Here is a 13,858-nt window from a genome sequence, read left to right as displayed (position 1 = left end):
GCGAGGAGCTGCGGCGCATCCTGCTGGAGAACGGCCTGACCTATATCTCCACCCGCCCCGCCCTGCGCAGCCTGCTGTGCGAATACATCTCACGGTCACTCCCCCGGACGCCGGGTCACCTGTGTGGAGAAAACCGGCTGGCACAACGGCGTGTACGTGCTGCCGGATGAGGTTATCGGTCCCGGTGGCGACAATGTCATCCTTCAGGGCAGCCACTACCTGACCGGCGGCTTTGCACAGTCCGGTACGCTGGCGGAATGGCAGGAACAGGTCGCCGCGCTCTGTGCAGGTAACTCACGGCTGGCCTTTGCCCTCTGCTGTGCACTGGCCGCCCCGTTGCTGCGCCTGACCGGAACGGGCGGCGGAGGCTTTCATCTGCGCGGTGAGTCCACCGACGGCAAAACCACGGTGATGAAGGTGGCCGCCTCCGTGTGTGGCGGCACGGACTACTGGCACTCCTGGCGGGCCACCGGGAATGCGTTGGAAGGAATTGCCAGCCGATACAATGATGCCCTGCTGCCGCTCGATGAACTGCGCGAAGTGGACCCGCGGGAAGCCGGAATGATTGCCTATATGCTGGCGAACGGCCAGGGAAAGGGGCGCGCCCGCACCGATGGCGAAGTACGTAACCGCAGACACTGGACGCTGCTTCTGTTCTCCACCGGGGAGCTGTCGCTGGCGGAACACACCGAACGCGCCGGAGAGCGCCTCTACGCCGGAATGGACGTGCGCATGGTACAAATCCCCAGCGACACCGGGCAGCATGGCGCGTTTGAGCAGCTACACGGCTTTGCCAGCGGCCAGCAGTTCGCCGATGCCCTCTGCGACCGAGTAGCCCGCTTCCACGGTACCGCTTTTCGTGCCTGGCTGGCCTTCCTCACCCACGACCAGGACGCCAGCACCACGCTGGCAAGAGAGTTACTTCGCCGCTACCAGACGGTCCTGATGCCGGAGAATGCCGGAAACCAGGTGCAGCGCATCGTGGCCCGTTTTGCCCTGCTGGCGGTGGCCGGAGAGATGGCGACGCTGCAGGGCATCACGGGCTGGCAGGAAGGCACGGCGTATGAGGCGGTCCAGATCTGCCTGCACGCCTGGCTGAACGAACGCGGCCATATTGCTAACCAGGAGGATGAAGGCGTGCTGGCGCAGATCAAGCGGTTCATTACCGCGCACCAGTACAGCCGTTTTGCCTCGTGGGACGGCCCGGACCGCCCGCTGAATATGGTGGGCTTTCGCCGGGTGGAAAAAGATCCGCTGACGGGTGAAGAGCACACACTGTTTCACATCCTGCCGGAGGGCTGGCGGGAAATATGCCGGGGATTCAGTCCCGCCAGAGCGGCCAGATTATGTCTGGAAGCGGAATGCCTGCTGCCCGGCAGCGACGGGAAATACCAGTCGCAGGTTCGCCTGCCGGAGATCGGCAAAGCCAGGGTTTACCGGCTCACCTCCCGCATCCTCAGTATCTGAGTACAATCTCGCGTGTCTTAAAAAAAGGTGGTACAGGGTGGGACAAGTGGTACACGCAGGGCTGGCGCGGGTTACAGCGTCCCACCTTAGAGAATTTGGTTTAAAAAAAGTGGTACAGGATGGGACAGCCGTTGCTGAATCTGTCCCACTTTTCAGACTGGCATTTTTGAGGTGGTACAGCGCAAAGCCACGGCTGGCGCGGTTGTACCACTTGTCCCACCTGTACCACCTCAAAAACAGAAGGAATGAAAATGGCGAAAGGGACTGAAAAGACAAAGGCTGAAAGGAAGGGAGAATAAGGGGAACGGGCCTGCCCTTAAAGGGCAAAAGCCATGAGAGATACAGACTGATAGCGATCGTTAGTTCTATTGCTCAGTATTATTGTCACCTTCAACATTATGGTCGATCTGACGCGCCACACTTGCCAGAACGCGTTTCAGTACCCGCCCTCGCTGTACAGGGGCCATGTATTTGAACAGGTTATTGAGCAGCTCAAGATCCTTTTCAATTTCTGATATTCCGTCCTTTGGACTGGCAAACTCTTCATCATCACCTAAAAACCATCCCGCTTTGATGCCCATACCAACAGCTATCTTCCGAAGTTGCATGATCCCGGGAACGGATTCTCCCTTCAGATAGCTTCGAATGGTTGAATTGGGAATACCGGTTTTATCTACCAGAGAACTGACTGTGTCTTCAGATAACGACATCGCTTCGGCAAGGCGAGTGCCAAACTGAAAATTGTTATCTTGATCAAAAAATTGATTATCTTTTTTAGACATTAGACGCCACTAATCAGTAATCAATTGATTTTGTTGAATTCAACAAAATCAAATTCACAATATATTGTGAAAAACAGATCTTTAAATTCACAAAATCATGTGATAACTTATCTGTACAAATTGCAGACTATCACCCTCTGCAAACCCAACTGCTGAGCATCGCATACTCAGGGCTGAATTGCCACGCATCCGCTCGTCCTGAAAACCGCTCAGTTCACAAAAACACGCCACAAGCGGGGATAACAAAGAAAGCAGTATGAATCACAGCTGTTTATCGCCATTACCGGAGCCCCAGACGCTTACGCCTGTCATGTCTTAACCTCTGTCCGATAAGTCTGTGCGCTCCGGGCCTTTTACCCGGAGGACTCCTTATGTGGACAGTCAGCCTCGCTGAGGCGTTTATTCATGTATTCCAGACCGCAGGCAAAATCTTCCTCGACATGATGACCGGGCTTATCCCGATGCTCATCTGCCTGTTGCTGGCCATCAACTTCCTGATGAAGCTGGTCGGCACCGTCAGAATGGAGAAAATCGCCGCCCTGCTCGGCCGCTCGCGCATTCTCACCTACGGCGTGCTGCCGGTACTCGGCTGGTTCTTTATGAGCAGTCCCGGCGCGCTCACTTTAGGCAAGCTTTTGCCAGAGAAGAGCAAACCCGGCTATGAAGATGCGCTCGGCACCACCGCCCATCCCCTCACCAGCCTGTTTCCCCACGTGGTGCCGTCGGAGCTGTTCGTCTGGCTCGGCGTGGCAGCCGGGGTTAAGGCGCTCGGCCTGCCCGTTACTTCACTGGCGCTGCGCTATATCGCGGCCGCCATGGTGATTGGCCTGATACGCGGGATTATCACCGAGTATCTGTTCCTGTGGCTCAGCAAGCGGGGGAATGCGCCATGATGATTTACTGCGCGCGTATCGTCGCTATCGGGCTGTTTGTAGCCGACGGCCTCACCGACAAAATGCTCATCACCTTCGACAGCAACGGGCCGAAGGACTGTCTCGATTACTCCCTCTCGCTGGAGCCGTCGTTCCGGGAAGAGAGCCTGATGATACTGCCCGGCGACCGCCTGATGCTGGCGGAGCACGACTATCTGGTGACTGCCGTCGGCAAGGGGGCACAGCAGGCGCTGTTTGAACTCGGCCACCTGAATCTGGTGTTCAATGGTGACCTGAATCCCTGCCATGTCGGCGCGATTCATCTCCCCGGCCCGGTGCCGAACCTGCGCGACCTCCACGGCAATCTGGTGATAGAGGAGGGACGGCCATGAATACGGTGCTTATTCCTCCCGGTCCCGGCGGATACGGTAAAGGACTGTGGCTGCCCGTTGGCAGCGGCAAAAAGGTACTGTCGCTGACCGGACGCGAGATTCATCCGGTGGCGATAGAAATTGGTGCACTCACCGAATCGGAAGTGGTGAACGGCTTCGCCGATATCCCGCCTGATAACGACATCCTGTGCGTGGTGATTAACTGCGCCGGGTCCCTGCGCTGCGGCCTGTATCCGCAAAAGGGCATCCCGACCATCAACGTACTGCCCACCTGGCGCGCCGGGCCACTGGCGCAGTTTATTACCGAAGAGAACTACGTTTCCGGCGTCACGATGGAGCAACTGGTTCTGGTGGATAGCGCCGAAGCGCCGGACTGCAAGCCTGAGCCACTTCCTGCTCCGGAACCAGTCATTACCACCACTCCGCCGCCTGCGCGCGGCGCGGAGAAGCTGGTGCGCATGGTCGAGCAGACCGGCACCGCCGTCGGCCACGTTATCGCCCTGCTGTTCGCCGCCAGTCGTGAGGCGGTGGATGTGTCGCTGCGCAACGTCATCCCGTTTATGGCTTTTGTCTCACTGCTGATTGCGCTGGTGCAGGAGACCGCACTCGGCAGCCTGATTGCCCACGCCCTGACGCCGCTGGCGAACTCGCTGTGGGGACTGGTGCTGCTGTCGCTCATCTGTGGCATTCCGTTCCTCTCCCCGGTGCTCGGGCCGGGTGCGGCCATCTCGCAGGTGATTGGCGTGATGATTGGCACGCAGATTGGTGCAGGCGCGATATCCCCGGCCTTCGCCCTGCCCGCGCTGTTCGCCATCAACGTGCAGGTCGGCTGCGACTTCGTGCCCGTGGGCCTTTCGATGCAGGAGGCAAAGCCGGAGACCATCGCGAAGGGCGTCCCTGCCTTTCTGCTCTCACGTCAGTTAACGGGGCCGCTGGCGGTCATCATCGGCTGGCTGTTTTCCCTGGGCTTATTCTGAGGACTCACTAATGAACAAAATCAGAGCCGCCGTGGTCGGCGCAGGTATCTACGGCAGGCACCATATGAATGCGTACCGCCACAACCCGGACACGGTGCTGGTCGCCATCTGCAACACCGACACAGAGCGCTGCGACGACCTTGCCATGTCATACGGCATCATGGGCTATACCCGGCTGGAAACGCTGCTGGAAGAGGAAGCCATCGACGTGGTCTCGGTGGCGACGCCAGACCCGTACCACACCGAATCCATCCTCACCGCGCTGCGCTACGGCAAACACGTGCTGGCGGAAAAGCCCCTCGCCACCTCGGTACGCGAATGCGAGCTTATCGTGGAGATGGCGCAGCAGCGGGACCTGCTGGTCGGCGTCGATTTCCACAAACGCTGGGACCCGGCAGTGATGCGCATTAAGGCTGAACTGGAGAGACCAGAAGCCGGGCGCATCCTGCGCGGCCATATCAGCATGGACGATGTGATTAGCGTCCCGACGGAGTGGCTGGACTGGGCGGGCGCAAGCTCCCCGGTGTGGTTTCTCGGCTCACACTGCTTTGACCTGGTACGCCATCTTTCCGGTCAGGAGGTGGTGTCGGTGTATGCCGTCGGGCAGAAACGGCTGATGGTCGAATGCGGCCTCGACACCTTCGACAGCGTGCAGAGCCTGCTGACGATGGCCGACGGCAGTTCGTGGGTGGTGGAAAACTCGTGGGTGCTGCCGGAGGGCTTTCCGAAGGACAACGACGGGCGTATCGATATCCTCTGCGAGGCAACCTATATTCGCAGCACCTCGCAGCATCGCGGGCTGGAAATCACCACGCCGGGCATGACGCTCACGCCCAACAGCTATTTCATCAACTACCGCAACGGCGTTGCCAGCGGTTTTGGTATCGACCCGATCAATGATTTTGTGCGGGCGGTCATACATAAAGCGCCTTACCCGGTCACCGCGGTGGACGGACTGGCGGTCAGCCGTATTTGTGAGGCGGTACACCGCAGCCTGGAGAGCGGGAAACCTGAACGCCCGATAAAGCCATAACTTCAAGGGCTGTACCTGTCTGCTATGTCAGACTGGTAAAGCCCTTAACCCTGCAAACCAGATAAAGCGCAGGAATCATTAGAAAATATGGTCAGATTTTAGCCAGGAGCAGAAGTTGGAAATAGTTTTCACTACTAAGGAGAGCGAATTAATCCAATGTAGCGGTAGTTAAAATGGTACATTTTTGAGCAACCAGCTTGTACTACCAGTTGCTCGCTGATAAGGCAGAAATATTCTAATTTGACAGTGGTGCATAAGAAAAACAAAGGGAAACCAATATTTATAGCCTCCGGACACTCAAATTTTTAATATCTATCAACCTTTTTTTAAGACTAATCTCGAGTCACTTTTTTCTACTACTTTATAACGACGAAGCTTCGTTAAAGCGCCTACACCACCTGCTGCAATAGCAATATAGATTGCTGCACTTGTTGCCGAACTGCCGAGGATAGCCGCTGCTCCCCCAGCAGATAATGCAGCAGTAGTACCGGTAGCTGGAGCACTGGTTCCTCCGGTAGCTAAAGTTGCCATGGCGGCAACTACCGCAATACCGATGGCTGCAAATGCTATAGCCCATGCAACTTTTCCTGTCGCATGAATTTTCACCGTAGTTTTAGCTAAACTACCTTCAATTGTAATCGTATCTCGATCTTCCTTAATAGCTTTACCCAGCTCTTTAGGCGTTGTTATCACATTATCTTTGGCGCTATTAGTGCTCATTATCCCTCCTTGCGATACTCAGTTTAACTTGCAGCCCTTCCCTAACAGTAGGCCGGCTGTATTTCTTAGCCAATTTTGAACGATGTACGTCCGCATACTATTTGGCTTCCAGTATGATTGCGGCTTCGTTCTCAATTGTTGAACGATCACGGCCAAGATATTGTGGCATGAATTCATAATGCCTGGCAGTAGTGACAATCATTTTATTCACCTACTAAGTTGAAAATTGTCACACGCTTGAGCCTATCATCATGTAAATCGATAACATCTTCTTGTATACCTCCCTCTAACATTTGAGTGACATAGTATGGTGGTGCATCCTTTATAAAATACTCAAGTGAAGGAGCGTCTTGCTCAATTAGGAGACCAACGCCACTTAACCATTCCAGAGCCCTTTCAGGAAGATCCCCTTGCGAGAAGCCTTTGCAGCAGAACAAACAATGCATCGGTCTTAAATCATCAATAACATCAGTTAAATGGTTTGCTCTATTTTGCTGGAGATGTTTTACTTTAAGAGGATTAAGAATTGCTGCCCCATAATGAAGGATACTACGTTTGTAGGTTTTACACTCCCAATTAACTTTATAACTCCCCGATTTCCAGTTTGTATACATGCAATACAAGGGAATAAGGTCATATTTCTTGGCATCCGCAATGAGAAGATCAACTTGATGCCCATTTTTATTTGTGTGATGAAGGTGCTCATATTTCTCAGAATTTAAGTTGAGAACTTTTGCTTGAATACGCATGCCTAACCATTTACCACTTCGACCTGTAAACCACCACTCCCAATCGGAGCCATTCACTGATTCTTTGTGGCGGGTAAACGTATTAATAATAATTTTTCCCCTACCCCATTTTTTTATATTAAGCACAAGAAAGTCAGTTATTGACTCCTCTCCAATTTGATAGCTTAGTTTTTTTGCCTCTCTTAATGTACTCCAAATCCAGCCAGAATTTTTTATCGCAATTTCACCTAAGTCCATTTGTAGTATTCTCTTAGTTATGTTTATAAATAGATAAGTTGAAAGGTTTTTTGCTGAAAGCATGATTCGAATGAAGAGAATAGTATTTATACGTCAAAAACAAAAGAAGGAAAAGGGGTTTGCCCTTAGATATTTGCCGTGAGACTGATATGCACTTTATAAATTAACATAACGTGAGGCTTGCTACGTCCACTTCTCGTACTCAGCCGACATTTGAAATTTTCCCAGTCCTAGGCATCTGGACCTGGCTTTAGCATGGATTTAAGTAACTAAAGAGTGATGTTCATCTCAGGATTTGGCTATTGGATGCATTTTCCGTGATACTTCTACACTCTGGCCGTGTAAACGACCGGAGTGTAGATTTCCCCCCTGTCAAAATGCTCTTTTCAGCATGGCAAGGACCACCCATCGTGTCGCATCATCTGCAATATTTTCAGGCAGAGCATCAGCCCGCAGATTGATATAAGTGTCAACAGCCATCCTGATGGCAATGCTGCCGGAGTCACGATCGTGCGTTGCCAGCGTGGAAGTCAGCAGGACATCAGGATCAATGCTGTGGGATTCAATATTCCGACATCTGGCACACAATCGCGCCAGATGCCGCTCTGTTCGACTAATCTCAGTGATGCTGCAACAACACCTGTGAAATCTTCCTCGCTTCATCCGCCGGATCCGCCGAATGCGTGATCGCAGATCCCACAATCACAACATCCGGGCCTAACAGCGCATAGTCTTTCACCGTCTGGCTACTGATGCCGCCTGCTACGGCAATCCGTGCTTTCCGGCGCGCCTTCAGCATCGTTATTAAATCATCTATCGGCTTGCGCCCCGCCGCCTGCTGGTCGGTGCCCGTGTGTACCGCCAGCATATCCGCGCCTGCCTCCTCCAGCAGGCGAACCCGCGTGGGGAGATCGTCGACGCAGATCATATCCACCACCACCTGCTTTCCAGCCTCTTTCGCTGCTCGAATGCAGGACTGGATCGTCAGCACGTCGGTCACGCCTAACACCGTGACATAGTCTGCCCCGGCATCGTAAAGCAGCTGCGACTCAAAATGGCCGCCATCCATAATTTTCGCATCCGCCAGCACTTCCTTATGTGGGTATTTCTCTTTAATGGCTTTAATCGCATTCACGCCTTCCCGAATAAGAAAAGGTGTACCCACTTCAATAATATCAACGTCATCAACCACCTTATCAATAAATACCAGCGCTTCAGGCAGGGTTAACTCGTCCAGGGCAAGCTGTAATTTCATGTTGGTTTCCTTGTATCGAATGATTTATTCGAGGTTGGCGTGCAGCGCAAAACCTTTGGTTAAGCGATATCCCGTCGACTGCGCCAGAATCACTATCATGGCGTCACCCAGCACCATGACCGCCTCTTCAAACAAGCTGCCGCCGGGCAGAATGCCTTTCACATTCTCTGGCCCATCCGGCAGTTTGTCGGAATAGGCCGGGATCCTGACCACCACATCCGCCAGATTCCCCAACGTGGACTCGGGGAAAATGGTCAGCAGGGCCACGGTGCCGCCCAGCTTCTTCGCTTTCGCTGCCACATTCACCAGCGAAGCCGTTTCGCCCGATGCGCTGGCCAGCAGCAGCAGGTCGCCTTTTTGCAGCGCAGGCGTGACCACATCGCCGACAACATGCACCTTCAGGCCGATATGCATCATGCGCATCGCCAGAGCTTTCAGCATTAACAGCGAACGCCCTGCGCCAAAAACAAATATCGCGTTCGCTTCAGCGATGGCCTGCTCCAGACGTGCCAGCGCAGCGCCATCAATCCGCGACATCGCCTGATTCAGGTCGCTACAGGCAACGCCTGCAACAGATTGCGTTTCCATCATGCGTCCTCCTGACAGAGCGGGAATAAATTACCCTGATACTCGAGCATCCCCATGATTTCCCGGACATAGTTATCGACATGCCCCAGAAAATGAAAACGTTCCGGTGCGGCGCGGTAGCGTTGGTAAAGCGGCGTATCGAAGGTGATGCCAAGATGCGGGTTCTCTTTGACGGTGGCGAATTTGATGCGCGGAATACGCGGGTAGTAGTGATTATTGCGCACGCAGAGCTGCCCGTTCTCTTCCACGATGTAGCAGGCCATACCGTGGTAAAACTGCACCGTGTCGTAGTGAACCGCGCAGGGTTTATAGGCCAGGTTGCTGAATACCAGCGGCCCGTCGCCGATATTGATGGAGCAGTGGCCGTAATTCGGCGGCACGATAATGCTCTGCCCCTCCTTCACCACCGCCACGATAAGATCGTCCACCAGCAGATCTTTTGGTTCAACGGCAAAATCCGGCGACTTTTGCAGGATATACGCCGCCGTGCCCTTAATCACTTCGTACACTTCCGGATGGGTGTTGCGCCGCGTGTCGTTATAGCCGTGATAATGACCGCTGGTTTTCTTGCGCTCCTTGCCGATCGTTCCCGGCATGATGATGGTGATGTCATATTGGTACTGGTCGGCAGCAAGCCGTTCCTGATCCTCCGCAAAACTGAGCCCGCGATAAACATCGTAAGTCGGTTCATCACGCTGCGCTTCGGTGAACTCCGGTAAAACCACCGCCATCTGCCCGGCGCTTTTGCGGCCAAAGCCGAGATAGTTCAGCGGGGGTTTCAGCGCCATTACGCCATCATCATCGAGATACAGCGGCAGGCCGCTGTGGTGTAGCTGTTTCATTTTGCCTCCTGTGTATACGCGTTAGCTGCGCGGATCGCTTCTTTCAGCCGTTCGGATTTCATACCAAATACGCTCTGGATGTTGTTCCCGACCTCGACGACGCCCGCCGCACCAAGCTGTTTCAGCAGCGCCTTGTCCACCAGCGTCTTATCCGTCACGTCAATGCGCAGACGTGACATGCACGCTTCGATGCTGGTCATATTCCCCAATCCGCCATAGGCCAGGATGATGCCGCTCACCAGGTCATTCTGTTCATTTTCCTGCGCCACAGCGCTTTCTTCGACTTCACGCCCCGGCGTCAGCAAATTCCAGCGGCGGATGGCAAAGGTAAACAGGACGTAGTACAGCGCGCCCATCACCAGCCCGACCGGGAACACCATGTACCAGTGAGGCGCGCGCGGCAGGACGCCAAAGAACAGATAGTCGATAAGTCCGCCGGAGAAAGAGAGCCCGATGTGCACGCTGAACCACTCCATCAACAGGAACACCAGACCCGCTAAGACGGCGTGAATGCCATACAGCACGGGCGCAACAAACAGGAAGGAGAACTCAATCGGCTCGGTGATGCCGCAAACAATGGAGGTGATCGCGCCAGAGAGCATAATGCCCTTCACCCGCGCTTTGTTTTCCGGGCTGGCACAGCGGTAGATCGCCAGCGCAATCGCCGGAATGCAGAACATTTTGATGGGCGTCAACCCGGCCATAAAGGTTCCGGCGGTAATCGGCACCTGGTCTTTCAACTGGGCAAAGAAGATAAGCTGGTCACCATGCACCACCTGCCCGGCCTTGTTTACGTACTCGCCAAACTGCAGCCAGAACGTCGGCCACCAGACATGATTAAGACCAAACGGGATCAGCAGTCGCTCGACAAAACCAAACAGGAAAGCGGACACGCCCGGCCCCTGCACCGTCATGGTATTCGACAGGCCATTAATCAGATGCTGAACCGGCGGCCAGACCACCGCCATCACCAGCCCGACAAACAGCGCGGCGAAGGAAGTGACTATCGGCACGAAGCGCTTGCCGGAAAAGAACTCCAGCCATGACGGAAGCGGGATGCGGTAATACCGTTTATACAACCAGGCGGCGATAATCCCGATAATGATGCCGCCAAACACGCCGGTCTGGAGCGAAGGGATGCCCAGCACCATCGTGTAGTCACGCACCTGCGCCACCGACTCGGGCGTGATCCCCAGAAACTGGCCGATGGTGACGTTCATAATCAGAAAACCGGCGATCGCCGACAACCCGGCAATCCCCTGATCGTCACTAAGCCCTACCGCCACGCCGACCGCAAACAGCAGCGGCAGGTTGGCGAAAATCGCGCTGCCCGCTTCCGCCATCAGCTTCAGCACGTGAACCAGCCAGTCAGCGCCGAGAAACGGCAGGCTGGCGACAATATTGGGGTCCTGAAAGCTGACGCCGAAGGCCAGCAAAATACCAGCGGCAGGCAGCATGGCAATGGGGATCATTAACGATCGCCCAATGCTTTGTAACATTTGCAGAAGGTTGAATCTTTTCATCTCGATCTCCTGAGCGCGTCTTTATGACAGGGATTCGCACAACAGCAGGTTCTGCTCCGAACACCTTCAGTATCCGAACCGGATGTGATTAAAAAAACAGCAATCAAAGACGAAAGTTATTTCCGGTTTTCGCTTAAAACCGGAAAATTTATGAGGACAATCACGCCAGAAGCCATCAGAAAGGGATAAAAGAGGAAATCACGTTCGGTGGGAGGCCATCACATGAGTATCTTCGAGGCGCATTTTCGCAGGCTGCACGCCCGCTACGGCGCAGGCCAGACGCACGAATTACAGATGCAGGAGATCGCCGCCATCTTCGGCTGTTCGGTGCGTAATTGCCGTATTGCGCTGAAAAAGATGCATCAGGAAAAATGGCTCGACTGGCAGCCGCAGCGCGGACGCGGCAAGCGCTCACGGCTCCATCTGTTAACCTCGCCGGAAAAGCTGTTCAGCCAGAACGTCAATAAGCTGCTGGAGAAGCAGGATTACGGCAACGTGCTGCGGTTTATCGGCAACGACAAGTATCTGCTGGATCGCCTGAGCCTGTGGCGCTTTGGGGTACAGGATAAAAGCAGCGAAACGCGGGTGCGCATCCCCTACTATCGCAATCTGGATCCGCTTAATCCGCTCGTTCCCCTACGGCGGACCGAACGCCATCTCCTGCGCCAATGCCTGAGCGGGCTGACGCGCTATGACGCCGTTCAGGGCAGGATCGTTCCCGATATCGCCCACTACTGGACCCACAACGACGACTTTACCCGCTGGGAGTTCTGGCTGAAATCCACCGCCCGCTTTGCCGATGGCAGCGAACTTGATGCCAGTGCCGTTCAGCGCTGCCTGCTCGCCGCCAGCCAAAGCCCGCAGTTCGCGCCGCTTATCAGACCAATCAAAACCATCACCGCTGACGCCCCCTGGCATCTGGTGATTGAAACACATCATCCAGTCATGCGGCTCGACTGCCTGCTCGCCACCCAGCCGACGATGCTATTCGATTACCAGCACGGCCACATCCGCTGTACTGGCGCTTTCCACCTGCAGGAACACAGCGACAACTTTATGGTTTTGCGGCGCAATCAACACTGGCACCAGGCGCGGCCCGGACTGGATGAGATCACCATTTTCACCTGGGCTCCGGAGCATATCAGCATGAGCTTTATTCCCCTGCTGCGGGGCGAGGAGGCGCAGGATGACCGCCCGCTCAACGAGCGTAGTCTAGAGCAGGGGTGCTGCTTTGTGCTGCTCGACAATGACGGGGCCTTTGCGGATGAAGCCGGAAGACGGTTTATCAATTACCTGCTGCAACCTGTCGAACTCCTCAGCCAGACGCAGCTTCCCGACGAATATGCGCGCATCCTTTCGGTTGCTCAGGGCATGCTGCCGCAGTGGAACCACCGCCCGGTGGATTTTGGCGGGATCACCGCGCCGTTTAACCTGCGTCAGCCGGTGATCATCAGCACCTTTCAGCAGCCGGAACTGGTGGAGCTTGCCGGAGCGATTCGCCGCCAGCTTGAGCGCTGGCATATTCGCGCCGAAATACGGATCGACGCATTTGACCGCTTTAACAGCCAGCCGCGCCCCCCTGCGGATATCTGGCTCAGCAACTTTATGCTCGATACCCTTTCGGTTCCGGCATTTCTGGAATGGCTGGCGTCCACCACGCTATTTACGCGACTGCCTGAAACCCAGCGACAAAACCTGAACGCCCTGTTGCCGACTATTCTGAACAGCGATGATGAACAGGCCTTCGCCACCATTGCCGCCTTTTTCCATGAGATGACCCATCAGCGATATGTCATTCCTTTGCTGCATCACTGGATGGAATTTGCGACCGAGAAGTCATTTACCTGGCGGGATTTAAATACGCTGGGATGGCCGGATTTTAGCCAACTTTGGCTCGAATAATGCTACGCCCGCAAAAGCTCGCTAAAGGGCCTTTAAAGGCCTTTAAGGGTAAGGGAGAGAAGTGCGGGATTTGGGGTGGGGGAACGTTTGGCCATCCGTATGGGCGATTCCATCAAATCCATCCGCAGCACCCTTTACGGTCTACCGATACCTACATTCAGAACGTCCGGTAGACGAAGCTAAAATGCCCATTCTCAATGCCTATACCTTCAGCTGCTACATAGTTTTGGACATGACGATTTATTAAAAGGCTCATAAAGGTTCAAATCATTACATAATAACTATTATTGTTTCTTATCAATAAATTATGGAAAAACATACCTTGACCGAGGCATCCATAGTGCTATGTTTACGGTAAGCGACACAGCGCTTGGGCTGCACTCCTGAGGGACCATGACATTCGAGGATGATGCCTGTCTGCTATGTCAGGTTGGTCAAACCCTTCGCCCCGCAAGCGAGACAATCAGCAAGGAAGATTAATAGTATTGGCAATCTGTAGCGAAGAGTTGCAGTACTGCC

At 54.5% G+C, this 13,858-nt stretch carries 12 protein-coding genes and 2 pseudogenes; 6 read left to right on the top strand and 8 right to left on the bottom strand.

The window, feature by feature from the left end; genetic code table 11:
- Positions 1-1,467, top strand: a pseudogene (locus DOU50_RS10730) (DUF927 domain-containing protein); the annotation flags it as partial.
- A gap of 365 nt (positions 1,468-1,832) precedes the next feature.
- Here the strand turns inward: DOU50_RS10730 and DOU50_RS10725 are convergent.
- A complete protein-coding gene (locus DOU50_RS10725; RefSeq protein WP_123828917.1) occupies positions 1,833-2,249 on the bottom strand; it encodes a helix-turn-helix domain-containing protein in 417 nt (138 codons plus the stop codon).
- A 371-nt stretch (positions 2,250-2,620) separates the two neighbouring features.
- Here DOU50_RS10725 and DOU50_RS10715 point away from each other — a divergent pair, with 371 nt between their 5' ends.
- The 4 genes from DOU50_RS10715 to DOU50_RS10700 are packed head-to-tail and all read left to right on the top strand — an operon-like array spanning position 2,621 to position 5,523.
- Positions 2,621-3,142, top strand: a complete 522-nt coding sequence (locus DOU50_RS10715) for a PTS glucitol/sorbitol transporter subunit IIC (protein WP_148769361.1) — start codon at positions 2,621-2,623, stop codon at positions 3,140-3,142.
- On the top strand, positions 3,139-3,513 hold the full coding sequence (locus tag DOU50_RS10710; RefSeq protein WP_148769360.1) for a PTS glucitol/sorbitol transporter subunit IIA: 375 nt from the start codon (positions 3,139-3,141) through the stop codon (positions 3,511-3,513). Before DOU50_RS10715 ends, DOU50_RS10710 begins: the two co-directional genes overlap by 4 nt.
- A complete protein-coding gene (locus DOU50_RS10705) occupies positions 3,510-4,490 on the top strand; it encodes a PTS glucitol/sorbitol transporter subunit IIB (protein ID WP_148769359.1) in 981 nt (326 codons plus the stop codon). Before DOU50_RS10710 ends, DOU50_RS10705 begins: the two co-directional genes overlap by 4 nt.
- A gap of 10 nt (positions 4,491-4,500) precedes the next feature.
- Positions 4,501-5,523: a Gfo/Idh/MocA family protein gene (locus DOU50_RS10700; RefSeq protein WP_148769358.1), complete on the top strand. Its 1,023-nt coding sequence runs from the start codon at positions 4,501-4,503 to the stop codon at positions 5,521-5,523.
- 315 nt (positions 5,524-5,838) lie between these two features.
- Here DOU50_RS10700 and DOU50_RS10695 read toward each other — a convergent pair whose 3' ends face one another.
- From DOU50_RS10695 to ptsG, 7 genes and pseudogenes are all read right to left on the bottom strand, one after another.
- The gene (locus DOU50_RS10695; protein WP_045354513.1) at positions 5,839-6,243 is read right to left on the bottom strand and encodes a hypothetical protein; all 405 of its coding nucleotides are present in this window, start codon (positions 6,241-6,243) and stop codon (positions 5,839-5,841) included.
- Between the two features lie 203 nt (positions 6,244-6,446).
- Positions 6,447-7,229, bottom strand: coding sequence for a DUF6615 family protein (locus tag DOU50_RS10690; RefSeq protein ID WP_058656523.1), 783 nt, complete (start codon positions 7,227-7,229; stop codon positions 6,447-6,449).
- A 372-nt stretch (positions 7,230-7,601) separates the two neighbouring features.
- Positions 7,602-7,802, bottom strand: a pseudogene (locus tag DOU50_RS23850) (nucleotidyltransferase domain-containing protein); the annotation flags it as partial.
- Positions 7,803-7,848: 46 nt separating this feature from the next.
- On the bottom strand, positions 7,849-8,484 hold the full coding sequence (gene hxlA, locus DOU50_RS10680; RefSeq protein ID WP_123828911.1) for a 3-hexulose-6-phosphate synthase: 636 nt from the start codon (positions 8,482-8,484) through the stop codon (positions 7,849-7,851).
- 24 nt (positions 8,485-8,508) lie between these two features.
- Positions 8,509-9,072 carry a 6-phospho-3-hexuloisomerase gene (hxlB, locus tag DOU50_RS10675; protein ID WP_148769362.1) on the bottom strand — a complete coding sequence of 188 codons (564 nt, stop codon included), beginning with the start codon at positions 9,070-9,072 and terminating at the stop codon, positions 8,509-8,511.
- Positions 9,072-9,914, bottom strand: coding sequence for a glucose-6-phosphate isomerase family protein (locus tag DOU50_RS10670; protein WP_123828910.1), 843 nt, complete (start codon positions 9,912-9,914; stop codon positions 9,072-9,074). Before DOU50_RS10670 ends, hxlB begins: the two co-directional genes overlap by 1 nt.
- Positions 9,911-11,437, bottom strand: a complete 1,527-nt coding sequence (gene ptsG / locus DOU50_RS10665; RefSeq protein WP_123828909.1) for a glucose-specific PTS transporter subunit IIBC — start codon at positions 11,435-11,437, stop codon at positions 9,911-9,913. The genes DOU50_RS10670 and ptsG overlap by 4 nt, the downstream gene beginning before the upstream one ends.
- 222 nt (positions 11,438-11,659) lie before the next feature.
- Here ptsG and DOU50_RS10660 point away from each other — a divergent pair, with 222 nt between their 5' ends.
- Positions 11,660-13,339 carry an SgrR family transcriptional regulator gene (locus tag DOU50_RS10660; protein WP_148769357.1) on the top strand — a complete coding sequence of 560 codons (1,680 nt, stop codon included), beginning with the start codon at positions 11,660-11,662 and terminating at the stop codon, positions 13,337-13,339.
- The last annotated feature ends 519 nt before the right edge of the window (positions 13,340-13,858 follow it).

This window comes from Enterobacter sp. C6 (genome assembly GCF_008122455.1).
GTDB lineage: Bacteria > Pseudomonadota > Gammaproteobacteria > Enterobacterales > Enterobacteriaceae > Enterobacter > Enterobacter pseudoroggenkampii.
The sequence above is the reverse complement of the archived record's forward strand: the minus strand, read 5'-3'. Positions and strand labels throughout refer to the sequence as shown.

What these genes read in the sequence shown, in the direction of transcription:
- DOU50_RS10725 (WP_123828917.1), bottom strand. Translation starts at nt 2,249, where the DNA reads ATGTCTAAAAAAGATAATCAATTTTTTGATCAAGATAACAATTTTCAG.
- DOU50_RS10715 (WP_148769361.1), top strand. Translation starts at nt 2,621, where the DNA reads ATGTGGACAGTCAGCCTCGCTGAGGCGTTTATTCATGTATTCCAGACC.
- DOU50_RS10710 (WP_148769360.1), top strand. Translation starts at nt 3,139, where the DNA reads ATGATGATTTACTGCGCGCGTATCGTCGCTATCGGGCTGTTTGTAGCC.
- DOU50_RS10705 (WP_148769359.1), top strand. Translation starts at nt 3,510, where the DNA reads ATGAATACGGTGCTTATTCCTCCCGGTCCCGGCGGATACGGTAAAGGA.
- DOU50_RS10700 (WP_148769358.1), top strand. Translation starts at nt 4,501, where the DNA reads ATGAACAAAATCAGAGCCGCCGTGGTCGGCGCAGGTATCTACGGCAGG.
- DOU50_RS10695 (WP_045354513.1), bottom strand. Translation starts at nt 6,243, where the DNA reads ATGAGCACTAATAGCGCCAAAGATAATGTGATAACAACGCCTAAAGAG.
- DOU50_RS10690 (WP_058656523.1), bottom strand. Translation starts at nt 7,229, where the DNA reads ATGGACTTAGGTGAAATTGCGATAAAAAATTCTGGCTGGATTTGGAGT.
- hxlA (WP_123828911.1), bottom strand. Translation starts at nt 8,484, where the DNA reads ATGAAATTACAGCTTGCCCTGGACGAGTTAACCCTGCCTGAAGCGCTG.
- hxlB (WP_148769362.1), bottom strand. Translation starts at nt 9,072, where the DNA reads ATGGAAACGCAATCTGTTGCAGGCGTTGCCTGTAGCGACCTGAATCAG.
- DOU50_RS10670 (WP_123828910.1), bottom strand. Translation starts at nt 9,914, where the DNA reads ATGAAACAGCTACACCACAGCGGCCTGCCGCTGTATCTCGATGATGAT.
- ptsG (WP_123828909.1), bottom strand. Translation starts at nt 11,437, where the DNA reads ATGAAAAGATTCAACCTTCTGCAAATGTTACAAAGCATTGGGCGATCG.
- DOU50_RS10660 (WP_148769357.1), top strand. Translation starts at nt 11,660, where the DNA reads ATGAGTATCTTCGAGGCGCATTTTCGCAGGCTGCACGCCCGCTACGGC.